The sequence below is a fragment of the Vibrio sp. SCSIO 43009 genome (assembly GCF_023716525.1).
In the GTDB taxonomy this organism is placed as follows: Bacteria; Pseudomonadota; Gammaproteobacteria; order Enterobacterales; family Vibrionaceae; genus Vibrio; species Vibrio alginolyticus.
The window spans coordinates 1,123,290-1,147,899 of the sequence record NZ_CP071842.1 but is presented as its reverse complement, the minus strand read 5'-3'; the positions used below and the strand labels follow the sequence as shown (position 1 = coordinate 1,147,899).

Sequence of the window (24,610 nt, the reverse complement as noted above, 5' to 3'; positions counted from 1 at the left end):
GGTTACTCTTAATGTAAACATTCTGTGCATATACTTATATTCAAGTAGCTTTAAGGTGTGGGCTCAGCAACGAGGCTAACCTTGAGAGCGATTGCGTAAAGTAAGGATAGAGTTCAAGTTACCTTTACACACACATTCATCGGAGAATCTATGACTTCCAAATTAAGACGAACAAAAATTGTCACTACGCTGGGTCCTTCAACGGATAAGGACAATATACTTGAGGAGATCATCAAAGCCGGTGCAAACGTTGTCCGTATGAATTTTTCACATGGAACCAGTGAAGACCACATTCAACGTGCGAACAAAGTCCGTACCATTGCAGCAAGACTTGGGCGTCAGGTTGCAATTCTTGGTGACTTACAAGGCCCTAAAATCCGTGTATCAACGTTTAAAGACGGCCAAGTCATTTTGAATGTGGGCGATAAATTCACATTAGATAGTGATTTACCAAAAGGTGAAGGCAATCAAGAATCTGTAGGGTTAGATTATAAAGAACTACCGCAAGATGTTTCACCAAATGACATTTTATTACTCGATGATGGACGCGTTCAGCTGCAAGTTACTACAGTAGAGGGTAATAAAGTTCATACCCGTGTGATTGTCGGTGGCCCACTGTCCAACAATAAAGGGATCAACAAAAAAGGCGGCGGATTGTCAGCGGATGCGCTCACAGAGAAAGATAAAGCCGACATTCTTACCGCCGCAGCAATTCAAGTAGACTACCTTGCTATTTCATTCCCGCGTAACGGCGAAGACATGCATTACGCTCGACGCTTAGCCAGAGATGCAGGCCTTGAAGCCATGTTAGTGGCTAAAGTCGAACGAGCAGAAACCGTCGCGACCAATGAGTCTATTGACGACATTATTCTCGCATCCGATGTAGTGATGGTTGCACGTGGTGACCTTGGTGTAGAAATCGGTGACCCTGAGCTCATTGGTGTCCAGAAAAAACTGATTCGCCGCGCACGCAGTTTAAACCGTATCGTGATTACTGCGACACAAATGATGGAATCCATGATTACTAGCCCAATGCCAACGCGTGCTGAAGTGATGGATGTAGCCAATGCGGTTCTAGACGGCACTGACGCGGTGATGCTGTCTGGAGAGACTGCTGCAGGTAAATATCCTGTAGAAACGGTCAAATCCATGGCCGAAGTATGTGTGGGGGCAGAAAAAATGTCGGAGGCAAGTCTATCAACCTATCGCTTAGATAGAACCTTCGAAACCGCTGAAGAAACCATCGCAATGGCAACCATGTACTCTGCGAATCACATGGAAGGAATTAAAGCGATGATCTCGTTAACTGAGTCCGGCAGGACTGCGTTGATGATGTCTCGCTTAAGCTCTGGCTTGCCAATATTTGCCTTATCACGGAATGAATCGACACTAAATCGAGCAGCATTATACCGAGGCGTGACACCTGTATATTTCGAGTCAAAAAGTGATGCGGGTTTACCAACGGCTCAAGCAGCTATTACTAGCCTTAAAGAGCAAGGGTTCTTGCACAAAGGTGATTTAGTCATTATTACTCAAGGCGATGTAATGGATGTTGTTGGCTCAACCAACTGCATGCGCATTCTACAAGCGTAGTAGTTATACCTAACCGGAGTTAACCACAAGAACCCGCAAATAAGGCTCCGAAAATGGAGCCTTATTTATATGCTTTGTATATTGCGCACATCGTGAACGTAAGAAGGTTTATGCACTCTCTCTACCATCAATTTCAACATCCAGCTGGTCATAGAGTTGAACTAGGTTAAACCCAGCTTGAAGCCCAAGTTGATAGTCATGCTCTAGTGACTCTTGGTCACTTAACAAAGAAGAAGAACGAAGTCCCTCTTTAGGCGCAACTTGTAAAATAAAAGTGTCGTCAGGTGGAGCAGATATAAAGGCCTGAGTGAGCTCAAATGTTTGATAATGAATCATCAGCATGTCGGCTAAACCTGAATCAAAATTCTCACCAATCAAATGACTTAAACGATACAAGTTATCGGCACCGAACAACCAACGGCCTCCATTTAACAGCATTTTCCCTGCAAGCTTCGATTGATGTGCTGCATTAATTTTTTGTTGGAAGAACGACGCCCAATCCAGCTTCCACTGATTCACTTTTTGCTGCCATGATTGCTGTACTGAGTTGATAGACTCTCGATACCATTCGACAGGCACATCCCCCACTTCACTTTGGGCTCTCGCTTCAATCTCTGAAAACGGCTCTGTGCGAATGACAATAATGTTGCGAGCATTCTGACGCCACGCTTCTTGTACAGGGATAGAGGCAGACACGCCGCCATCAACAAATTTATTGCCATTTACGTCGACAGGTCCGTGGTACAACTTGGGAATCGCACATGTCGCTAGCATAGTGTTAAACCACGAGTCATCCAAGATTGGTAGATATTGATCTGATAGCGTCTCTATATTCGTTACCGCAGCAAACGCTCCTCGTTTTCCCAATGCGCTGCGACCTAAATCAAGGTCAAGCTTGTATGGGAAATCTTGAATCCGTTCTAATGCCCACTCTAAACCTAAGTACTGCTGCTTTCGGATATAGCGAAACAGATTAAAAAATTCAGGAGACGTTGTCAGCTCGGTAATAAAAGCTTTGCCCATGCCATGTTGACGACACAAGTAAGAACATAAGTTAAGTGCTCCGGCAGAGGTGCCATAGAATTCATCGAAAGGATCGAAGTTGGAAAGTAAAAAGGCGTCTAAAACGCCAGCGGTAAAAATCCCTCTCTGCCCTCCACCTTGCGTGACTAAAGCAGTTTTACCATGCCTAAAGTGCTCATAAACTTTTACATCAAGCTCTGCATGGCTTTCTGTGATTATACCGCTGTTACGTATCATAGGCTCACGCCGTTTTGTTAAAACGTTTGGTAAAAGTGGTTATCTTAAGCTGTTGTAATAGCAATGATGCCAAATGACAAAAGCACTGCAAAAACAGTCACCACAATGATTAATGCGGATTTTAGATCGTGTTCCATAAACACCTCCTTAATATGTAACAAATTAATAACACCGGAGTGAAATATGTTCAAGATTTGCTTAATTTAGTCGCGCAATTTTGACTAACCCATCACAATTAGCTTAGTCATAATAAGGAGATAGGGCATGAACCAAAAACTCAGCTGGCTAGTAGGAATCATGATGATGAGTACTGCTATCAATGCACAAGCGAATATCATCGTTACGCCATACATAGGCTATACAGGAGGCGGCCAAGTAGAGGATGAAAGTGGTAATACATACGCTCTCGACCCCGCAGTGAATTACGCTCTTTCAGTCGAGACTCCCTTAGAAAAAGGAAGGATCGGATTGTTTTACTCCAATCAATCGACGGAACTTGAAAAGCTGTCCAACTCGGCAGATATACATTATCTGCACTTCCAAAGCAGCATGTACTATCCTGTCGCAGAAAATTGGCAAACCTATATCGGTGTAGGTTTGGGCGCTTCTTATGCCGATGTGGATTGGGTAGACAAAAAATACGGATTTTCGGCTAGCGCTTTTGCAGGGCTGGAATATGAATTTTCAAAGAACTTTGCATTAACGGCCCAACTGAGATGGTTAGGAACGGTCGTTGATAACGATACATCTGGCGCCTGTACTCTACCTAATGACGGCTCAAACTGTATCATTAAGTTCGATACTGATTGGATGAACCAATTCCAATCAAATGTCGGTTTTAGTTTCCGCTTCTAATTTTTATGCATGTTCCTTTGTAGGACTCGTCACAAAGAACGCTGAACGAGTCCTGCACAGAGCCGATAAAGGATATCGTCTAAACACCATTGTTTGGCAAAGTAACGAAGCATCATCTAGATAGGTGCACAAAAGATAGCCGTACGCCCTAATTCATCAAAATAGTCTTAAACACCAAAGCAATTATTAGATCCCAGTTATTTATTCCAGACAAACAACCAACCACCCACACAAAACCACAATCAAACTCAAATTTAACAAGATTAAAACCAGACAACGCATCTGAATTAACATTTAGATTCTATTGCGCTAAGTATTATTAGAAGTTAGTCTGATCAGTGAAAACAGATAAATATTTCAGTTTTATCAAACACACATCAAAATTTTAAGATTAATAATCTACTTTCTCTTACAGTAGCCAGAATATAGCTCTATAAAATTATAAAAAGTTAGAATTAAGGATAGAAAAGCTGATGGATAACAGCGGTCCTTTCTTCCAACTGTTTGCGCAATTATTACTGTGTTACGTAGAGAGCTTCATTCCTCAGGGAGTCTTATAGGAGTCAAATATGAAGCGAGAACAATGGGGATCCCGGGCGGGATTCATCTTAGCAGCAGTTGGGTCTGCTATCGGTTTGGGAAACATTTGGCGTTTCCCATACATGGCCTATGAAAACGGTGGCGGCGCATTTTTTATTCCTTACATTTTTGCCATGATCACTGCCGGTATTCCATTTATGATCCTTGAGTTCAGTATGGGACAAAAATACCGAGGCTCGGCACCAAAAACACTAGCGAAAATTCATTCTAAATTTGAATGGCTTGGCTGGTTCCAAGTTGGTGTGGCTGCAGTTATTGCCGTTTACTATGTGGCTGTTATCGGTTGGTCGATTTCTTACTTTGGGTTGTCGTTCACTCAAGGTTGGGGAACCGATACCAACGCATTTTTCTTTAGTGAATACCTAAAGCTAGGTGACAACTCACCAACAGACTTAGGCAGTATTCAATGGAAGATTGCTTTATCCATGGTAATTGCTTGGGCAATTACTTACACCGCTATTGCCAAAGGCGTGAAATCAGGAATTGAACGAGCATCTAAAATTATGATGCCAACCCTATTCTTGATGGTGATTTTCTTAATCGGACGTATGATTTTCTTGCCAGGAGCTCTAGATGGCGTGAACTACATGTTCGAACCCGATTTCAGCAAAATTTGGGATGTGAAAGTATGGGCAGCGGCATATGGTCAGATCTTCTTTACGTTAAGTATCGGCTTCGCCATCATGCTAGCTTACTCTAGCTACCTACCAGAAAAGTCGGACATAACGAATAACGCGTTTATGACCGTGTTGATCAACTGTGGCTTCTCGATCCTAGCCGGCATCATGATCTTCTCAGTATTGGGTTACATGGCTCAAGAGCAAGGTAAGCCGTTAACAGAGGTGGTATCTGCAGGCGTTGGCTTGGCTTTTGTTACTTTACCTGCGGCAATTAACCTACTACCTGCCCCATATATTCTTGGTCCACTGTTCTTCTTTGCACTGGTGGTTGCTGGTCTAAGTTCGCATATTTCAATTATGGAAGCCGTAACTTCAGCCATTATCGACAAGCTGAAGTGGAGCCGTAAAAAAGCTGCAAATGTTGTGATTGGTATTGGCTTCGTTGTCTCTATGGCGTTTGCTACCAATGGCGGTCTGCTGCTACTCGATCTAGTAGACCACTTTGCAAACAACGTTGGCATCATGGTTGGTGGTCTGGTTGAGATTGTCTTGATGGCGTGGCTATTGAAGCGCGTGCCAGAAGTACGTAATTACGTTAACGAGCGCTCTGATTTCTCTGTTGGTCAATGGTTCGAGATCTGCTTACGCTTCGTTACACCAATCATGCTCGCCATTATCTTAGCGACCAAGCTATACGCCCTAATTACTGAAGGCTACGGTGGCTATGATCTAACTTTAGGCTGGGCACTTATCGCCGCACTCTTTATCTTTGGTCTAGTGATCAACGCAGTGAACCGCAAGGAGACAGCAAAATGACAATCAGCGCAATTATTATGATGGTTATTGGTTTAGGTATCACTTGGGGCGGCGCTGCCGTTTGCATCAAGCGAGCCATGGATAAACAATAACAGTATTGCATTCCAAACAAAAAACGCCGGTATTTACCGGCGTTTTTTTATGTTTCTTTTATTCTAGAAACTGTACTTGATGCCAACGGCGCCGCCAAGTTGCAAGTCAGCACCTTTGTAAAGATCTAGCTCTGGGTGTATTTGACCATAAAGGTCCCAGCCGCGTGATAAATCCCAGTTCACGCCAAGTGGTACTCTCACACCAAACTCGTCATCCCATTCATACCAGCCACCAACGCCGACATACCAAGTCACAGGCATGTTTTGATCGAATGTTCCACGCTTAGCGATGTAATCAAACGCCATACCATCGTTTCCGATAATGCCACGATATTTGTTATCTAACTCTACAACAACACTTAATTGTTGATCGACAGCCATACCAACTGATAGATCCGTTGGTTCGCTTGCCGCCATTGCCGTACTAGAAACTAGTCCCAAAAATAAAATGAATTTGTTCTTCATACACGTTATCAATTATTCAAAAAAACATTATTCGCTATTCAAACATAATGGCGTATCAATATGTCAACGATGGGTAAGCTCGATGTATGAAAAAGCTGACAAAAGTAAAGATGAGTTTAGGATCACACTAAAAAAGGAACTGTCAGTTAATAAAATAGGAACTAAAAAAGGAGGCCGAAGCCTCCTTTTATGCATTACTATGAATGACTGCGATTAACCGTGGTTACGAATCCACTCATCCATTTCAGTTTTTAGGTTATCAGACTTAGTACCGAAGATAGCCTGTACACCACCAGCTACAACTACAACACCAGCAGCGCCTAGTTGTTTTAGCTTGTCTTGGTCAACAGCAGCTGTATCTGCAACTGCTACACGTAGACGTGTGATACATGCATCTAGACCAGTAATGTTAGCTTTACCGCCAAACGCTGCAACCAGTTCACCGCCCATATCAGAGCCAGAAGTTACAGCTGCACTTTCCGTTTCATCTTCACGGCCAGGTGTTTTTAGGTCAAGCGCTGTGATTACACCACGGAACACTACGTAGTAAATTACTGCGTAAACTAGACCAACGGCAATCATTAGCACCATCTTCTGAGCGTTACCAGATAGAACTAGGAAGTCGATCAGACCGTGAGAGAAAGAAGTACCGTGTACAAAGCCTAGAGTGTTCGAAACGATGTATGCAGAACCAGCTAGTAGAGCGTGGATACCGTATAGTAGTGGAGCAACGAATAGGAATGAGAATTCGATTGGCTCAGTAATACCAGTTAGGAATGAAGTCAGTGCAGCTGACGCCATGATACCCATTACTTTTGCACGGTTTTCTGGTTTAGCACAATGAGCAATTGCGATTGCTGCAGCTGGTAGACCGAACATCTTGAACATGTAACCACCCGCTAGCTGACCGAAGCCATTACCAGCAGCACGAGATGCTTCATCAGCAACTAGGTAACAAGTTAGTACACCATTTTGAGCTTCACCGGCAGCGTTAACACAAGAACCTGCTTCGAAGAAGAACGGTACGTTCCATACGTGGTGTAGACCGAATGGGATTAGAGAACGCTCAACAACACCGTAGATACCGAATGCTAGCTGTGGGTTTTGGTGTGCAGCCCAATCAGAGAATGCAGAAATTGCACCGCCAATTGGTGGCCAGATAACAGATAGGATAACACCTAGGATGATCGCAGCAAAACCAGTGATGATTGGCACTGCGCGCTTACCAGCGAAGAAGCCAAGGTACTCTGGAAGTTGGATTTTGAAGAAACGGTTGAATGCCCAAGCAGCCACACCACCGACAAGGATACCACCTAGTACACCTGTATCGATTTTCTCAACACCCATAACGCCCGCCATTACACCTAGCGTTGCCGTCATGATGCCGTAACCAACGATAGCTGCAAGACCTGCAACACCGTCGTTGTTAGTGAAGCCTAGCGCTACACCTACTGCAAATAGAAGTGCCATTTGGCCGAATACTGAACCACCAGCTTGTTCCATAAGATTAGAAACGATCTCTGGAATAAAGCTTAGATGGGCAGCACCCACACCTAATAAAATACCTGCAACTGGTAAAACTGATACTGGAAGCATCAGAGCCTTACCAACTTTTTGCAGGTTAGCAAAAAGGTTCTTAAACATGTTTATGCTCCTGATAAATTTATAAGTATTATTTGGGCACTAACGGCACACCCCCGTAGCCTAAAGGTTAGCACCCAATGAAAATGTAACCACAACTGCATTATATTTTCCGGCTCTAAATATATATTGATGACCCTCAAACTTTCCACACAGTTACGAAATTTAGTTTCAAAACAAGTCTTGGATCACACCCAAAAACAGCCGATGAAAAGGTTTGCATTGCACTTATATTACTGTTTTATAAAGAATTAATTATTTATATAATTAATTTTAAGGCGTAAATAAAATACGCCCCAATGTTATTTTTAGTAACAAAATTACATTTGTGATTTTTGAATGTTATTAAATCAACATTTTTAGTAAACATTAAACTCGTGAGCGTATCTGTTGTTTTTATCAACAAAAAAGGAGCCTAAGCTCCTTTTTTATGCTCTTATTATTTTTTCATCGCAAAAAAAGATTTCGGAAGTTTTCGGTGGTTTTATGTGCCACTTCAGAAAGAGAGCACGATTTGAGTTGCGCAATATAAGAAGCGACTTCGACAACGTAAGCGGGTTGATTCTCTTTGCCACGATGGGGAACAGGAGCCAAGTAAGGAGAATCTGTCTCAATAAGAAGCTTCTCTAAAGGTAGAGTCTTCACCACTTCTTTTAACTCTGTAGCTTGACGGAAAGTAACAATCCCCGAGATAGAAATATAAAACCCCAGCTCCAGTGCAGCTTCAGCAAATGGAAGATCTTCTGTAAAACAGTGGATAACACCACCACATTTCTCTGCCCCACCCTTACGCAAAATATCTAGAGTATCCGCACGTGCGTTTCTGGTATGGATAATTAAAGGTTTGTTGAGCTCCACTGCAAGATCAACGTGTTGCTCAAAGCGCTCTTTCTGTAACGCGGCCGTTTCGGGCTTGTAATGATAATCTAAACCCGTTTCGCCAATAGCGACGACTTTTGCATTCGACGCATGGTGGCGCAATACGTCCATCGAAAAGTCGCTTTCAACATCAAGTGGGTGCACACCGCACGAAGCATAAACATTGTCATAAGGCTCGATCATTTCCATCATTTTCGGGAAAGAATCCAGCGTTACTCCAACAGAAAGTAGCTCAGTTACGTTTGCTTGTTTAGCTTTGTTAATAACGTCTTCCACATTGATGTGGAGATCGTCGTAATTCAATTTGTCTAAATGACAATGAGAATCTACGAACATAATGCCTCTCGTGATTCAATTAACCAATTCATTGATAGTAGCTCAAGGTTCAGGCCAGGAAAGGCTTGCACCTGAGCTTTCAGGTTCATCAGCGCCTTCGCTGATGAGTACAAACCGTTATAGTTGTCCGGTTGAAACTTTGTCGCGCCCGGAAGCATTTGAGCTTCTGATACACCAAACTGCGCTTTCTGAGCATCTGTCAGTAAATACCATGCCCAGTCTAGTGATTGCTCTGAGTGTTTAGCGATTAAAGAAGCACACTCAGAAACGTCTGAAACAGGCGAAGACATTGCCTTAATAAAACTGCGTTCAAAAGCCAAGTAAGCTTCGAGATCACCATTATTTAACGCATCCAATGTTTTTATTGGAGAGCCCATATTCAGTTTTAAGGCATAAGCAGGAACTTGCTTCGCCCCTTGTTCGTGCATCCATTGCATTGCTTGTTCCGCTGACGGAGGCGCAACAACCCAGTGTTGGCAACGGCTACGAATCGTTGGGAGCAGACGCTCCTGATTGTGGGTAACGAGCAAAAACAAGCACTTTGCCCCAGGCTCTTCTAGCGTCTTTAACAGCGCATTCGATGCCGACTCGTTCATAGAGTCCGCCGGTTCTATTACAAATAGGCGGTAACCATTAAGCTGAGATGATTCCTGAGCAAGACGGTTACAAGCGCGAATTTGGTCCACCGTTATCGCCTTTCCTTCTTTCTCTGGCTTGATCCAGTGTAAATCAGGGTGGTTTTGAGATTGATTTAGCTGGCAGCTATGACAAAAACCGCATGCTTCACTCGCGTAATTTTGGCAAAGAAGCGCTTGGCTAAAAAACTCGATAAGTTTTTCGATGCCTAAGCCCTGATCGCTTTGTAATAAAAGCGCACCTGGTATTCTGTCCGACTCTAACCCTACTTTGAGGTTATCCCATATTGGCTGTAGCCATGGATAATCATTTAACATGAGTCACCTAAATTTACATTTCACTTATTGACGAGCTAGCCACTCGTTTAGAGCGTCCCGAATATCACGCGACACGCCTTCAATCGTCTGTTCTGCGTTAATGATAACGATGGAAGGATCGGCATGAGCAATCTCCAAATAACGCTCACGTGTACGCTCGAAGAAACTAATATCCATCTTCTCTATACGATCTAACTCACCACGCCCACGTGCACGCTCAAGCCCAACACGAGGGTCAATATCCATATAGAGAGTGAGAGCAGGTTTAAAATCACCAAGCGTTGTATCCCGGAGATTTTTCATTAACGATGCGTCAATCTGACGGCCACCACCTTGATAAGCTTGCGACGACATATCATGTCGGTCACCAACCACCCACTGACCGTTTTCCAAAGCTGGTTTGATCACGTTCTCAACCAACTGAACACGTGCAGCGTACAGAAGCAGCAACTCCGTCATGTCCTTAAGTTCTTCGCCTTCGTGCTCTTCTTTCACCAGAGCGCGCATTTTTTCTGCTAGCGGTGTGCCTCCTGGCTCACGGGTATTTACGATATCCTCAATACCGGCCGCTTTTAGCGTATCTAAAACGGTTTTAATCGCAGTGCTTTTACCCGCGCCTTCTAGGCCTTCAACGACAATAAAGTTTGCTTTCATCATTTGTTCTTTCTTAGTTCTCTTAAATAGGCACGAACAGCACGGTTGTGCTCAGCAAGGGATTTCGAAAATACATGTCCGCCCTTTCCACTTGCTACAAAATATAAATAGTTGCTGCTTTCTGGGTTCAAAGCCGCTTCAATGGAAGCTTCACCAGCCATCGCAATCGGTGTTGGTGGCAAACCATTGATGGTATAGGTGTTATATGGTGTTGGCGTACGCAAATCTTTCTTACGAATGTTGCCATCGTAGGCATCACCCATACCATAAATAACTGTCGGATCAGTTTGTAACCGCATGCGTTTGTTCAATCGGTTGATAAACACAGAAGCGACGCGCTCACGCTCAGAATCAATAGCCGTCTCTTTCTCGATGATAGACGCGAGAATCAAGGCTTCATATTTGTCCTGTAATGGCAGCTTTTCTTGACGAGCTTCCCAGCTAGCGTCCAGTATTTTATTGAGTTTTCGATGCGCTCGTTTTAATAACTGGCTTTCACTCGCACCCGCTGTGTAATGGTAGGTTTCTGCTAAAAACAACCCTTCTAGCTTTTCTCTCTCAATTCCAAGCTTCGCAGCCATTTCTTTTTCTGAAAGATCGGTTAAATCATGCTTTAAATAAGGAGCACTTTTTAGTTGATCTACCCATTCAGAAAAGCGGCTGCCTTCAACAAAAGTGATCGCAAACTGGTATTCTTTTCCAGTATTCAGATGCTCCAATGTTTGCGAAAGCGACATACCAGGCTCTAGTTGGTAAGTACCCGCTCGCACTTGCAACAATTCTGGGTATAAGTGAGGAATTAAACGGATGTACTCCGATGTTTCAATCACCTCATCTTCAACTAAAGCGCGCATGACATGATGAAAGCTTGTACCACTTTCTACAGTAAACAGCTGAGGTTGTTCCAATAGAATAGGCTTTTCAACGTATTGTTTAGCCTGTGAAATTATATAAAAAACAGCTGCTGCGCCTATCACTGCGATCAGCACAACAAAAGCCAACAGTTTTTTAATCACGTAGTTAAATTCCCTTGCAGTCGTTGAGTCAATTTTCCTATCGGAAATATAGTCTTAGAGTTCGATGCCACTATGCTGCGAATAGGAGCAACACCTAATATTGAGTTACACATGAAAGCCTCGTCAGCACTCAGCAAATCTGGAAGTATAAAACGCCCCTCGATGACTTCAATATGACTTACTTTAAGTAACTCAAGCACCTTACGACGCATTACGCCCGTAACGCCTGATAAGGTCAGCTCCGGCGTAAATACTTTATTACCTTTAACCCAAAAAAGGTTGGCTATTGTAGTTTCAATGACATGGTTTTGCACATTTAACGTTATTGCATCTGCAAACTCTGTATTGTCGATTTCAGCCTTGGCGAGAATCTGCTCTAAACGGTTGTTGTGCTTATGTCCCGCAAGTAAAGGTTGAATCCCTAGACGAGTATTACAAACGCCCAAGTCCACACCTTGTTCTTGCCAAGATGAATAATGAGAAGGAAATGCAAAATTGGAAATCGTCACGATAGGGCCTTTAATCCCATTAGGGCTATACCCTCGCCCGCCAATACCGCGGCTAACGTGAATCTTCACCCCCGCTCGTGCGTCAGATAAAACCGCTTTGCTTGCCCAATCATGCACAACTTTCCAGTCAGGTGAAGAGATCTTCAAAGCGTCAAGGCAAGCACTCATGCGCTCAGTATGTTCCTGCCAGTAAACCAACTCTCCATTTTGGGTCAGGATGGTGGTAAAGCCTCCATCACCGTACTGGAATGAGCGATCACCTAGCTCTACATGCGTTTGCGGAACTCCATTTACCCAAAACATTCACGTACCTTCAAATTAGCAGACAACAAATAAAACAAAACGGCTCAATGCTAAGCATCGAGCCGTTAGAATACAAGTTTCGCTTATCTAAATTAGGTTAGATAGCGTTACTCAGCGAACTTCTTGAAGATCAAAGAACCGTTTGTACCACCAAAGCCAAACGAGTTACAGATAGCGTACTCCATACCTTCAACTTTGCGCGCTGTATGCGGCACAAGGTCGATGTCTAGACCTTCTTCTGGATCATCAAGGTTAATGGTTGGCGGAACAATTTGGTCAACCAAAGACATAACCGTGATAATTGCTTCAACAGAGCCAGCAGCACCTAATAGGTGACCCGTCATCGACTTAGTTGAAGACACAAGAACTTGCTTCGCACCTTCTTCACCAAGAGCACGTTTCACGCCTTTGATTTCTGCAACATCACCTGCTGGAGTAGAAGTACCGTGAGCATTCACATAACCTACTTGAGTACCTGTGATGTTAGCGTCACGCATCGCCGCTTCCATCGCAAGTGCACCACCAGAGCCGTCTTCGCTTGGAGATGTCATGTGGTAAGCATCACCAGACATACCAAAACCAACCAGTTCTGCGTAAATCTTCGCGCCACGTGCTTTTGCGTGTTCGTACTCTTCAAGCACCATCATGCCAGCACCATCACCTAGAACAAAACCATCACGGCCTTTATCCCATGGGCGAGACGCTTTTTGAGGCTCTTCATTACGAGTAGATAGCGCTTTAGCTGCACCGAAGCCAGCCATGCCAAGAGGCGTAGAAGCTTTTTCTGCACCACCAGCAACCATCGCATCTGCATCGCCGTAGGCAATCATACGTGCTGCATGGCCGATATTATGCAGGCCAGTAGTACATGCGGTAGAAATCGCGATATTTGGACCACGAAGACCACGCATGATAGATAGGTTACCTGCAACCATGTTTACAATGGTCGAAGGAACAAAAAATGGGCTAACTTTGCGAGGGCCTTTGTCTACTAATGCAGTATGGCCAGTTTCGATAAGGTCAAGACCGCCAATGCCTGAGCCGATAGCAACACCAACTCGAGCCGCATTTTCTTCGGTAATTTGTAAGCCAGAGTTATCAAGAGCTTGAATACCCGCTGCAATGCCGTACTGGATGAAAAGGTCCATCTTACGAGCATCTTTTTTAGACATGTACTCTGTGCAATCGAAATCTTTAACAAGACCTGCAAAACGAGTTGAGAAGTTCGTAGTATCAAAGTGCTCGATATTTACGATACCACTTTGACCTTCTAGCAGGGCTTTCCAAGATGATTCTACTGTGTTGCCTACCGGTGACAACATACCCATGCCAGTGACAACTACACGACGCTTGGACACGATATAATTCTCCGGGAATTGAATATTTCTATGAGAGGATAGAAGAAGTTAGAAAGAACACAGGCGGTCTAGGAGACCGCCTGGGAGAGCTAATTACTGAGCGCTGTTTACGTAGTCGATTGCAGCTTGAACAGTAGTGATCTTCTCAGCTTCTTCGTCAGGAATCTCAGTGTCGAATTCCTCTTCTAGAGCCATAACTAGTTCTACAGTGTCTAGAGAATCAGCACCTAGATCGTCAACGAAAGAAGCTTCGTTTTTAACTTCTGCTTCGTCTACACCTAGCTGTTCAACAATGATTTTCTTTACGCGTTCTTCGATGTTGCTCATTTTTCTTTTCCTTTACAGATTTCGCCTAATGCGATGATTCCGTAGTTTATTCGAACTATTGAAAGTTGCAAGGGGGTCCTTGCTGGTCAAACCACAAAATTAGCGAATTTAACCGAATTTCAATACATTTTTGACTTAAATCATGCACAAATCTTGCGCATAAGCATGACAAGTTCATGACAGTTAACTGCAACTATAGGCTATTTTTCACAATGTAAAATAGCTTATTTTGCATAAACTGTCGCATTAAACCATGTACATGCCACCATTTACATGCAAAGTTTCACCAGTAATGTACGCTGCTTCAGGAGAAGCAAGGAAAACTACTGCTGATGCAATTTCACGTGGGTCACCTAAACGACCTGCTGGCACGTTCGACAAAGTTGCCGCACGTTGGTCATCATTTAGTGCCTTAGTCATGTCAGTTTCGATGAAACCAGGAGCAACAGTGTTCACTGTTACACCACGAGACGCAACTTCACGAGCCATTGATTTAGTAAAACCAATCACGCCCGCTTTCGCTGCTGCGTAGTTAGTTTGACCAGCGTTACCCATGGTACCAACAACAGAGCCTACGTTGATGATACGACCCGCACGTTTTTTCATCATACCGCGTAAAACCGCTTTAGACATGCGGTAGATTGGCGTTAGGTTGGTATCGATGATGTCGTTCCACTCATCATCTTTCATGCGCATCAATAGGTTGTCACGAGTAATACCAGCGTTATTCACCAGAATATCGATCACACCAAATTCTTCGTTGATCGTTTTTAATGTCGCTTCGATAGACTCGACATCAGTCACGTTAAGCGCTAAGCCTTTACCGTTATCACCAAGATACTCGCTGATAGCAGCCGCACCACTTTCAGAAGTAGCAGTACCGATAACCGTAGCACCTCGCTCGACAAGAAGTTCCGCGATCGCGCGGCCAATACCACGGCTTGCGCCGGTAACTAGCGCGATCTTACCTTCTAGATTCATCATGTTGTGTTTCCTTTTCTTATCGCAAATTTATCGCTTGATGGATTACTTCGCAGCGTCTAGCGATGCGATATCATTCACTGCTGCTGCAGTTAGCGTTTTCACGATACGTTTTGTTAGACCTGTTAAAACTTTACCAGGACCAAGCTCAAGAAGATTTTCTACGCCTTGTTCGTGCATCAGTTCAACTGTTTCAGTCCAACGAACTGGGCTATGTAGCTGACGAACAAGCGCATCTTTGATTTTTGCAGGATCTGTCTCAGCAACCACATCAACGTTGTTGATAACTGGCAGCTGTGGTGAGTTAAATTCGATAGACTCAAGAGCTACAGCAAGTTTTTCCGCTGCTGGCTTCATAAGTGCACAGTGTGAAGGTACTGAAACAGGAAGAGGAAGCGCACGCTTCGCACCGGCTTCTTTACATAGCGCACCAGCTCGCTCTACTGCGTCTTTGCTACCAGCGATAACGACTTGACCAGGCGAGTTAAAGTTTACTGGAGAGACCACTTCGCCTTGCGCTGCGTCTTCACACGCTTTTGCAATCGCATCATCAGCCAAACCGATAATCGCGTACATTGCGCCAGTACCAGCTGGTACTGCTTCTTGCATAAGTTGACCACGTAATTCAACCAGCTTGATGGCTTCTTTAAAGTCAATAACACCCGCACATACAAGTGCTGAGTACTCACCTAGGCTGTGACCGGCTAGGTTTGCTGGTTGCTCTAAGCCAAGTTCCTGCCATACACGCCAGATTGCAACAGATGAAGCTAGCAAAGCTGGTTGAGTACGGAAAGTCTCGTTTAAATCTTCTGCAGGTCCATTTTGAACAAGCGCCCATAGATCGTAACCTAGTGCGTCAGATGCTTCTGCAAATGTTTGTTTTACTACGTCATATTGTTCGCCTAGTTCTGCAAGCATACCTACAGCTTGAGAACCTTGACCTGGAAATACGATAGCAAACTTGCTCATGTTGTTTTCCTTTAAGCAAAGTAAAAAGAAATAAGATGCACCAAGTGCACCTTAAATTTTGAATTCTTGTGAAACTTAGAACTTCACAAGGGCCGAGCCCCAAGTGAATCCGCCGCCAAACGCTTCAAGAAGCAGAGTTTGACCGCGTTTAATACGACCATCACGTACCGCTTCATCTAGTGCTGTTGGCACAGTTGCAGCTGATGTGTTGCCGTGTTTATCAAGTGTAATCACGACTTGGTCTAGTGACATCGAAAGTTTCTTCGCTGTTGCTGAAATAATGCGGTAGTTCGCTTGGTGCGGCACTAGCCAGTCTAGTTCAGACTTATGCATGTTGTTGGCTTCAAGCGTATCTTTTACTAGTTTCGATAGCTGAGTTACAGCGACTTTGAATACTTCGTTCCCAGCCATATGAAGCCATTTATCCGCATCTTGCCCCCGCACAGGTACAGGTAGGCTTAGAAGCTCTCCGAATTGACCATCCGAGTATATGTGGGTAGAGATAATGCCAGGCTCTTGGCTAGCGCCTACGACAACGGCTCCGGCACCATCACCAAATAGGATGATGGTTGAACGGTCTGTCGGATCACACGTTTTAGACAAAGCATCTGAACCAATCACAAGTACGTTTTTGCACATACCAGATTTGATATGTTGGTCTGCAACAGATAATGCGTACACAAAACCAGAACAAGCAGCGGCTAAGTCAAAAGCTGGACAACCTTTAATGCCAAGCTTTGCCTGCACCTGACACGCAGATGAAGGGAAAGTATGGCTACTGCTCGTTGTGGCTACGATAATCAGGTCGATATCGTTTTTATCAATACCCGCCATATCGATAGCGTTTTCAGCTGCGTAGAATGCCATGTCTGCTACAGTTTCGTTTTCTGCAGCAATTCGACGCTCTTTAATACCCGTGCGAGCAACGATCCACTCATCACTTGTATCTACCATTTTCTCTAGATCTGCGTTTGTACGCACCTGAGATGGCAGGTAGCTGCCAGTACCTAAAATTTTGCTATACATGAAGACTAATAATGCCTCTCGAGTAAAACCGCTTCCAAACGATCGCTAATACGGCTTGGTACTTGTCGTTTGACCTCGTGTACTGCCTCGCCAAGTGCATTGACAATCGCAGATACATCCGCACTTCCATGGCTTTTTATGACAATGCCGCGCAATCCTAGCAAACTTGCGCCGTTATACTGGTCGGGGTTCAGTGTTTTTAGTTCATTAAACAGCCTAGAAAACAACTTTCTAGCTATCCAACCCTTTATCGTTGATGCCATTATGCTGGTTTTAATTTTTTCGATAAAAAGTTGAGCTGTTCCCTCACTGGCTTTTAAGCATACGTTGCCGACAAATCCATCACAAACAATGACGTCAGCAACATCATGCAAAATTTGATTACCTTCAATATAACCGACAAAGTTAATCGCATCGGTCTGAGAAAGCATTTCTGCGCAACGTTTGACTAAATCGTTACCTTTAATCTCTTCTGCGCCAATATTGAGTACAGCAACGCGAGGAGGACGACCCAAGTGTTCTTCAGCTAATGCACTGCCCATTACAGCAAATTGGAACAAGCTATCAGCATCGCACGATACATTCGCCCCCAGATCCAGCATCCAAGTACGCTTTCCGGTAATCGTCGGTAAAGCGGAAACTAAAGCAGGACGTTCAATGCCAGGAAGTAACTTAAGAATGAAACGCGATAGTGCCATTAATGCACCGGTGTTGCCACCACTAACACAAGCATCCGCTTTCTGCTCAGAAACCAAATCGATAGCCATACGCATAGAACTATTTTGGCTATTACGTAACGCCAATGAAGGTTTTTCTGAGTTCGAGATAACTTTCTCGCTGTGAAGAATAGTCAAGCGGGAACTGGTCGAGGTACCGAGTTGAGATAATTGAGACGTGATCAGAGATTGATCACCAATAAGAATCACTTTTAGCTCTGGGAAATGAGACAGTGCCTGCACGGCGGCAGGCACTGTTACGCGTGGACCGAAATCCCCGCCCATTGCATCAAGTGCAACGGTAATACTTTGCAAAGGTTCAACCTTACTTGTTGATAACCTTTTGACCACGGTAGTAACCTTCAGCAGTTACGTTGTGGCGTAGGTGAGTTTCACCAGAAGTCGCGTCTACAGATAGAGCAGCTGTAGTTAGCGCATCGTGTGAACGACGCATACCGCGCTTAGAACGAGTTTTACGGTTTTTCTGTACGGCCATTGACCCTACTCCTATACTATTGGGTTAAAAACCTGAAGAAGAATCGGCTACCACACCTATTACTTTTTCAGACTTTTCAAAACGTCGAATGGATTCGGTTTTTCTTCCTCAATTTCTTCAGGAATCTCACCAAAAACCATGTTATTTGAATCAACGCTACAATCCGCTTCATCGTGCATCGCAATTTGAGGTAATGCTAAGATGAACTCGTCTTCAACAAGTTGTATGAGGTCTAATTCACCATATTCATTTAGATCTACCAAATCATAAATTTCTGGTGCTTCCTGTTCTGTTTTCTCACCGTAGTAAGGAGTAGAAAGGAATTCAACTTCGCACTCATGTGCGAATACCTCATTACAACGCTGACACTCTAAATCGACTTCGATGTTAGCTTTACCAGAGATAACAACGAGTCGCTGTTCATCCATCCCAAATGACAATGAGACTTCTGCGTCGCGTTTTACGCCTTCAGTTGTTTCCACTAAGCGCTTGAAAAGACTAGCTTGGATGATGCCATCGTAATCCAATCGTTTCTGTGCAGCTTTAGCTGGGTCAACCGTTCGCGGTATTTTTACCTTTTGCATAGGGCGCGAATATTATCTTCCAAATCAAAATTAGTCAAAGAAAAAGGCAAAAAAGTTGTACTTTTTTACGCTTAACATACAGAGCATTAGCCAGAATCATTTTTGATCGATTATCCTATTGGAAATGCTCCCACGAATTGTAATTCAAAATGAAAAATTACCAACTGGTTTTAGCCTCAACTTCCCCTTTTCGTAAACAACTGCTTGAAAAGCTCTCACTACCATTCGTTTGTTTATCACCTGATTGCGATGAAACACCTTTTGACCAAGAAACGCCAACTGAACTTGTGCAGAGACTGGCCCAAGAGAAAGCAATATCTTGCCAGACGGATAAAGCAAGTTTAGTTATCGGCAGTGACCAAGTTTGTGTCATTAATGGTGAAATCGTTGGCAAGCCTTTAAATAGAGATAACGCGATAAATCAACTTTTGGCTCAAAGTGGAAAAGTCATCACTTTCTATACTGGTCTTGCGGTACATAACACCGTCACAAACCATACAGAAGTCGGCTTTGATTCTTTCGAGGTGCACTTTAGAGATTTAACGCTTGAACAAATCGAACGCTACGTCGACAGGGAAGAACCTTTTTACTGCGCAGGCAGCTTTAAAAGCGAAGGCATGGGAATTTGCTTGTTTACGAAATTAGTTGGTAAAGACCCGAACACACTTGTCGGACTACCATTGATTGATTTGATTGATATGTTGAATGTTCAAGGACTCGATGTCCTTTAACCCAAATACGATAAAAGGGAGCCTGTGGCTCCCTTTTGCATCCGCGAGGAAAACATGGTTACGCGTTTCTTAAACCCGCCAACACTTTTTCTAGTTTCGGTTCCATCGGTGCGTTGATTTCCATCCACTCATCATTTGATGGGTGCTGGAACTTGATGTTTGCCGCGTGTAGGAACAAACGATCTAAACCAACTTGACCGGTGTAAGCGTCAAAGCGACGATCACCGTAGCGATCATCCCAAGCGATTGGGTGACCAGTGTATTGCGTATGAACTCGTATTTGGTGAGTTCGACCAGTAATCGGACTCGCCTGAATCAATGTAGCTTGTTCGAACTTTTCCAAAATCTTAAAACGCGTTTCTGACGGCTTACCATTAGGGTTAACACGAACAATACTGTTCACTTCGTTTTTGAGCAGTGGCGCGTTCACAACCTTACAACTGCTTTTCCATTGCCCCATGACAAGAGCTAAGTAAAACTTCTTTACTGTCTTTTCACGAAACTGGGCTTGCAAGTGACGAAGTGCAGAACGCTTCTTAGCAACCAGCAAAATCCCTGAAGTATCACGGTCAATACGATGCACAAGTTCAAGAAAGCGAGCTTGAGGACGCAGAGCCCTAAGCGCTTCAATCGCACCAAACTTTAAACCACTGCCACCATGCACCGCGGTGCCAGATGGTTTGTTTAGAATCAACATATGATCATCTTCGAAGATAATCATATTTTCCAACTCAGCGACTTTGTTAAGTTTCGTACTTGGTGCGACATCGTCATCTTTTTTCTCGACGGTCACCGGTGGAATACGAACGAGATCTCCTGCTTTTAACTTGTACTCTGCTTTTATACGCTTTTTATTTACGCGCACTTCGCCCTTACGCACAATTCGGTAAATCATGCTTTTAGGAATGTCTTTTAATTGGTTGCGCAAAAAATTATCAATGCGCTGACCCGCCATATCTTCGTCAATGTCGACGAACTGGACTTTTGTTCTTATTTCGTTCATGGGCGGTATTGTAAACTCAATTTCGTGCGACTTCACATTATTCTTGTCGTAAAAGAAACACTCGGTGGCACATACTGGTCTAAATTTCGCCAAGCTTTTGTTTAAATTATTAAAACTCTCAATCAAGTTCTCAATTTGTTTTCTGTCCTGAACAGTTTGCACATCTCAATTGCTTATGAAACAACCTGTTATAAATTAGAAATTTTGAGTTTAGCGGCAAATTTTCTATCGTTTGCGTGAAAGCAGATTGCTGATAGCCACGCGCACTGCTATAGTTCACAGCTGCTAAGGAAGGTTTGGTTACATTTTATTCATTACCAATCATTTATCCTCAAGCAATGTGAGTAGATCGTTGAAGGTCGAGTGCAGCATTGGCGTGAGACACATCGAATTCAACACTCTTGCCACCCTACTCCTCGCATATTCACGTTGAGTACCTACCGCCCAAATAGCGGGTCACAAGTCTACGTTTCCAACAGAAACCACAAGAGGCTTGTGATGACTGAAGTGCCCGAGAGCATCCCCTTCCAGCCGGGAGGCTGCAAAATACAAGCCATGGGATCAGGCACCGTGAAAGAGCGAAAAAACAGTGGCAAGTCGACAAGAAAGATATAAAAGAAAAGACAACGAGAATTTTCAATGAAAAGAATGTTAATTAACGCAACTCAAAAAGAAGAGTTGCGTGTCGCTCTGGTTGATGGCCAGCGACTTTTCGATCTTGATATCGAGAGTCCAGGTCATGAATCTAAAAAAGCGAATATCTACAAAGGACGTATCACACGTATCGAACCAAGCTTAGAAGCCGCATTTGTTGATTACGGCGCCGAGCGTCACGGTTTCCTCCCTCTCAAAGAAATTGCCCGCGAATATTTCCCTGAAGGTTACACCTACCAAGGTCGTCCAAGCATCAAAGAAGTGCTAACGGAAGGCCAAGAAGTTATCGTTCAAGTGGAAAAAGAAGAACGTGGAAGCAAGGGCGCAGCTCTTACTACTTTCATTTCTCTTGCTGGTAGTTACCTTGTTCTGATGCCTAACAACCCTCGTGCTGGCGGTATTTCTCGTCGAATCGAAGGTGACGAGCGTACTCAACTAAAAGCCGCATTAAGTACTTTGGAACTGCCTCAGGGCATGGGCCTAATCGTACGTACTGCTGGCGTTGGCAAGAGTGCTGAAGAGCTTGAGTGGGATTTGAATGTACTACTTAACCACTGGGGTGCAATCAAAGGTGCAGCGGACTCTAACCCTGCTCCATTCTTAATCCACCAAGAAAGTAACGTTATCGTTCGTGCAATCCGTGACTATTTGCGTCGTGATATTGGCGAAATCTTAATTGATAGCAACACCATCTACGAACGTGCAAAAGAGCACATTCAATTGGTGCGCCCTGATTTCCTTAACCGCGTTAAGAAATATGAAGGCGAAGTTCCACTATTCAGCCACTACCAAATCGAAAGCCAAATTGAATCGGCTTTCCAACGTGAAGTGCGTCTGCCATCTGGTGGTTCTATTGTTATTGACCCGACTGAAGCACTAACGTCTATCGATATCAACTCTGCTCGTGCAACCAAGGGCGGCGATATTGAAGAAACAGCTCTAAACACGAACCTAGAAGCAGCCGACGAAATTGCTCGCCAATTACGTCTACGTGACTTGGGTGGCTTAGTGGTTATCGACTTTATCGATATGACCCCAGTTCGTCACCAACGAGAAGTAGAAAACCGTCTACGTGAAGCCGTTCGTCTTGATCGCGCTCGTGTACAAATCGGTCGTATTTCTCGCTTTGGTTTGTTGGAGATGTCACGCCAGCGCTTGAGCCCTTCTCTTGCAGAAGCAAGCCATCACATCTGTCCTCGCTGTAGCGGAACTGGTGTCGTTCGCGACAACGAATCTCTAGCACTTTCTGTACTTCGTTTAATTGAAGAGGAAGCGCTAAAAGACAACACAGCACAAGTACTTGCAGTCGTACCTGTGCCAATCGCCTCTTACTTATTGAACGAAAAACGTCGTTCAGTAAACCATATCGAACGCATTCAAGAAGTGAAAATTACGGTTGTTCCTAACTCTGATATGGAAACACCGCACTTTGAAGTTATCCGTGTTCGTGAAGGCGAAGAGTTCGATCTGATTTCTTACTTACTTCCTAAGAAACTGGAAGCAATGAAAGAAGCAGAAGGTAAAGAGCCAGCGGAAGTTGACGTAAAACCAAAACGAATTGAAGAGCCAGTTCTTAAAGGCTTTGCTGCTCCGTCTCAAACCGCACCTGCACCAGCAGCTAAACCAGCTCCTGAGGCGAAGAAGAAAGAACAAAACGTTGAACAAGAAGAGAAACCTGGATTGTTCAGCCGTCTGTTTAAAGCACTTGGTAGCTTCCTATTCGGTGGTTCTGAAGAAACAAAAGAAGAACAGAAACCTCAGGAAGAGAAAAAACCAAATCGCGATAATCGACGTAACAAACGTGATCGCAACGATCGTCGTCGCAATAACAACCAGCGTGATAATCGTGATAACCGCGACAATCGCGATAACCGACGTCGTCGTAAGCCTCGTGATGAGCAGGCTAATGAGCAAAACGAAGCTCAACAACAAACAAATAAACCGCAAAACCGTAACCAAAAGCGTAAACCTAAAGCTCAACAGGCAGATAAAGCCCAAGAGCAGAAAGCAAACGCAAAAGTAGCGGAAAAAGGTCTGCAGCTAGCAGCGGAAGCTCGTACTGAAACAAAACCAGAAGAGAGCAAACCGAAGCAGCAAAATGCGAAAGCAGAAAAAGTGAAAGAGCGCCGCCAACGTCGCAAATTGAACAAGTCTGTACGCGTTAAGGACCAAGAAGCTATTGAGAAGAAAGCCGAAGAAACAGCGGTTAAGACTCAAGAAACGGTTGAAGCTAAAGTTGAAAAGCCAACAGAAGCAGCGGTAGAGGCACAGCAAGACAACAAGCAAGCAGAGTCTAAGCAACGTCGTAATCGTCGTTCGCCACGTCACCTGCGTGCAAGCGGCCAGCGTCGTCGCCGTGGCCGTGATCGCCGCCCTAACCCATTCCGCCTACGTAAGGGAGGTGTCGCTTCTCCTGAAATGGCTATGGGTAAAGTAATGCCACGTTACATTCCGAAACCAGCACCTAAGAAGGAAGTGCGAGTTAAGGAAGAAGCTGTAGCAGCAGTACCTGCAATCCAAGGTGGCTTTGCTTGTCCAGAAATGGCAATGGGTAAAGTGATTATTCGTCGCGAGCAGCCTGTCGTAACAGATGCGCCAGTTGTTGAACACAAGGTTCAAGAAACCGTTGAAGCGAAAGTGGAAGCTCCAGTAGTAGAAGCACCCGTTGTGGAAGCACCTGCTGTGGAAACAGTAATCACAGAAAAAGCTGAATCAGCAGTAATAGAAACAGCCTCGGTAGAGCCTATCGTTGAAACTCCTGTAACTGAACATGCTGAACCGGTTGATGCCATTGTAGAAACGGCACCTGCTGAAGAGCCTATCGTTGAAGCAGAAAAAGAGATTGCGGCCGAAGCGCCAGTAGATAAACCAGAGCCTAAAGTCGAAGCCATTAAAGTTGCGGCTAAGCTAAACGCTAGCGCACCGATGACGAAAGCACCTGGCCCTCAAGAGCTACGCGAAATCACGGTTGCAGCAGCACCGTTCAAAACCGAACGTTACCAAGCTAAAGGTGCTGGTAGCCAAGTGGCTAAAAACCGTGCATCGGCAGAGATGACAAAGCCTAACTTTAACTAGGCTAAATCATTACGTTCAACTGCTTAACGGCATAAATAAATTAAAGGCTACCATCTGGTAGCCTTTTTTATCTTCATATTTGCCCAAAAAATTGTTCA

24 protein-coding genes are annotated in these 24,610 nt (G+C 44.2%); 6 read left to right on the top strand and 18 right to left on the bottom strand.

Translation table 11 applies throughout. The features are described 5' to 3' along the window. The first annotated feature begins 150 nt into the window (after nt 1-150). The gene (pyk, locus tag J4N43_RS05430; protein ID WP_025767228.1) at nt 151-1,593 is read left to right on the top strand and encodes a pyruvate kinase; all 1,443 of its coding nucleotides are present in this window, start codon (nt 151-153) and stop codon (nt 1,591-1,593) included. Nucleotides 1,594-1,701: 108 nt separating this feature from the next. Here pyk and J4N43_RS05425 read toward each other — a convergent pair whose 3' ends face one another. Further along, nucleotides 1,702-2,853, bottom strand: coding sequence for a patatin-like phospholipase family protein (locus J4N43_RS05425; protein WP_005372971.1), 1,152 nt, complete (start codon nt 2,851-2,853; stop codon nt 1,702-1,704). A gap of 44 nt (nt 2,854-2,897) precedes the next feature. Beyond that, entirely contained in the window at nt 2,898-2,990 is a 93-nt protein-coding gene (gene cydH / locus J4N43_RS05420; RefSeq protein ID WP_005372970.1) for a cytochrome bd-I oxidase subunit CydH, read from the bottom strand. A 127-nt stretch (nt 2,991-3,117) separates the two neighbouring features. On the opposite strand from cydH, the gene J4N43_RS05415 reads away from it, so the two are divergent. The 3 genes from J4N43_RS05415 (at nt 3,118) to J4N43_RS05405 (ending at nt 5,836) form a co-directional block, all read left to right on the top strand. Continuing rightward, nucleotides 3,118-3,708 (top strand): outer membrane protein, encoded by a 591-nt coding sequence (locus J4N43_RS05415; protein WP_053349626.1) that lies wholly within the window; start codon nt 3,118-3,120, stop codon nt 3,706-3,708. Between the two features lie 569 nt (nt 3,709-4,277). Next, the gene (locus J4N43_RS05410; protein ID WP_053349625.1) at nt 4,278-5,744 is read left to right on the top strand and encodes a sodium-dependent transporter; all 1,467 of its coding nucleotides are present in this window, start codon (nt 4,278-4,280) and stop codon (nt 5,742-5,744) included. Beyond that, entirely contained in the window at nt 5,741-5,836 is a 96-nt protein-coding gene (locus J4N43_RS05405; protein WP_005372963.1) for a MetS family NSS transporter small subunit, read from the top strand. The genes J4N43_RS05410 and J4N43_RS05405 overlap by 4 nt, the downstream gene beginning before the upstream one ends. A 63-nt stretch (nt 5,837-5,899) precedes the next feature. Here J4N43_RS05405 and J4N43_RS05400 read toward each other — a convergent pair whose 3' ends face one another. The 15 genes from J4N43_RS05400 to yceD form a co-directional block, all read right to left on the bottom strand. Further along, entirely contained in the window at nt 5,900-6,301 is a 402-nt protein-coding gene (locus J4N43_RS05400; RefSeq protein WP_053349624.1) for a hypothetical protein, read from the bottom strand. A 213-nt stretch (nt 6,302-6,514) separates the two neighbouring features. Further along, nucleotides 6,515-7,945, bottom strand: a complete 1,431-nt coding sequence (ptsG, locus tag J4N43_RS05395; RefSeq protein WP_005372959.1) for a PTS glucose transporter subunit IIBC — start codon at nt 7,943-7,945, stop codon at nt 6,515-6,517. A 444-nt stretch (nt 7,946-8,389) separates the two neighbouring features. Beyond that, complete coding sequence (locus J4N43_RS05390) at nt 8,390-9,157, bottom strand: TatD family hydrolase (protein ID WP_053349623.1); 768 nt, start codon at nt 9,155-9,157, stop codon at nt 8,390-8,392. Continuing rightward, nucleotides 9,148-10,110, bottom strand: a complete 963-nt coding sequence (locus tag J4N43_RS05385; protein WP_017821391.1) for a DNA polymerase III subunit delta' — start codon at nt 10,108-10,110, stop codon at nt 9,148-9,150. The genes J4N43_RS05390 and J4N43_RS05385 overlap by 10 nt, the downstream gene beginning before the upstream one ends. A gap of 24 nt (nt 10,111-10,134) precedes the next feature. Next, nucleotides 10,135-10,767, bottom strand: a complete 633-nt coding sequence (tmk, locus tag J4N43_RS05380; protein ID WP_005387350.1) for a dTMP kinase — start codon at nt 10,765-10,767, stop codon at nt 10,135-10,137. Beyond that, nucleotides 10,764-11,780 carry an endolytic transglycosylase MltG gene (gene mltG, locus J4N43_RS05375; RefSeq protein ID WP_005372950.1) on the bottom strand — a complete coding sequence of 339 codons (1,017 nt, stop codon included), beginning with the start codon at nt 11,778-11,780 and terminating at the stop codon, nt 10,764-10,766. Before mltG ends, tmk begins: the two co-directional genes overlap by 4 nt. Next, entirely contained in the window at nt 11,777-12,592 is an 816-nt protein-coding gene (gene pabC / locus J4N43_RS05370) for an aminodeoxychorismate lyase (protein WP_053349622.1), read from the bottom strand. The genes mltG and pabC overlap by 4 nt, the downstream gene beginning before the upstream one ends. 107 nt (nt 12,593-12,699) lie before the next feature. Further along, a complete protein-coding gene (fabF, locus tag J4N43_RS05365) occupies nt 12,700-13,950 on the bottom strand; it encodes a beta-ketoacyl-ACP synthase II (RefSeq protein WP_005372948.1) in 1,251 nt (416 codons plus the stop codon). A 93-nt stretch (nt 13,951-14,043) separates the two neighbouring features. Further along, nucleotides 14,044-14,277, bottom strand: a complete 234-nt coding sequence (gene acpP / locus J4N43_RS05360; RefSeq protein ID WP_004406112.1) for an acyl carrier protein — start codon at nt 14,275-14,277, stop codon at nt 14,044-14,046. A 246-nt stretch (nt 14,278-14,523) separates the two neighbouring features. After that, nucleotides 14,524-15,258: a 3-oxoacyl-ACP reductase FabG gene (gene fabG, locus J4N43_RS05355; protein ID WP_031781117.1), complete on the bottom strand. Its 735-nt coding sequence runs from the start codon at nt 15,256-15,258 to the stop codon at nt 14,524-14,526. A gap of 45 nt (nt 15,259-15,303) precedes the next feature. Next, entirely contained in the window at nt 15,304-16,227 is a 924-nt protein-coding gene (gene fabD, locus J4N43_RS05350; RefSeq protein ID WP_005387313.1) for an ACP S-malonyltransferase, read from the bottom strand. Nucleotides 16,228-16,302: 75 nt separating this feature from the next. Further along, on the bottom strand, nt 16,303-17,253 hold the full coding sequence (locus J4N43_RS05345) for a beta-ketoacyl-ACP synthase III (RefSeq protein WP_017821385.1): 951 nt from the start codon (nt 17,251-17,253) through the stop codon (nt 16,303-16,305). A 5-nt stretch (nt 17,254-17,258) separates the two neighbouring features. Beyond that, nucleotides 17,259-18,284, bottom strand: a complete 1,026-nt coding sequence (plsX, locus tag J4N43_RS05340; RefSeq protein WP_017633846.1) for a phosphate acyltransferase PlsX — start codon at nt 18,282-18,284, stop codon at nt 17,259-17,261. 10 nt (nt 18,285-18,294) lie between these two features. Further along, nucleotides 18,295-18,465, bottom strand: a complete 171-nt coding sequence (gene rpmF, locus J4N43_RS05335) for a 50S ribosomal protein L32 (RefSeq protein WP_005396978.1) — start codon at nt 18,463-18,465, stop codon at nt 18,295-18,297. A gap of 59 nt (nt 18,466-18,524) precedes the next feature. After that, entirely contained in the window at nt 18,525-19,049 is a 525-nt protein-coding gene (gene yceD, locus J4N43_RS05330; RefSeq protein ID WP_005387307.1) for a 23S rRNA accumulation protein YceD, read from the bottom strand. 149 nt (nt 19,050-19,198) lie between these two features. Between yceD and J4N43_RS05325 the strand changes: the two genes are divergently transcribed. Beyond that, nucleotides 19,199-19,780: a Maf family protein gene (locus J4N43_RS05325; protein ID WP_053349621.1), complete on the top strand. Its 582-nt coding sequence runs from the start codon at nt 19,199-19,201 to the stop codon at nt 19,778-19,780. 58 nt (nt 19,781-19,838) lie between these two features. Here the strand turns inward: J4N43_RS05325 and rluC are convergent, their stop codons facing one another. Beyond that, on the bottom strand, nt 19,839-20,783 hold the full coding sequence (rluC, locus tag J4N43_RS05320) for a 23S rRNA pseudouridine(955/2504/2580) synthase RluC (RefSeq protein ID WP_021033985.1): 945 nt from the start codon (nt 20,781-20,783) through the stop codon (nt 19,839-19,841). A 639-nt stretch (nt 20,784-21,422) separates the two neighbouring features. Here rluC and rne point away from each other — a divergent pair. After that, nucleotides 21,423-24,512 (top strand): ribonuclease E, encoded by a 3,090-nt coding sequence (rne, locus tag J4N43_RS05315; protein ID WP_053349620.1) that lies wholly within the window; start codon nt 21,423-21,425, stop codon nt 24,510-24,512. Nucleotides 24,513-24,610: the final 98 nt, after the last annotated feature.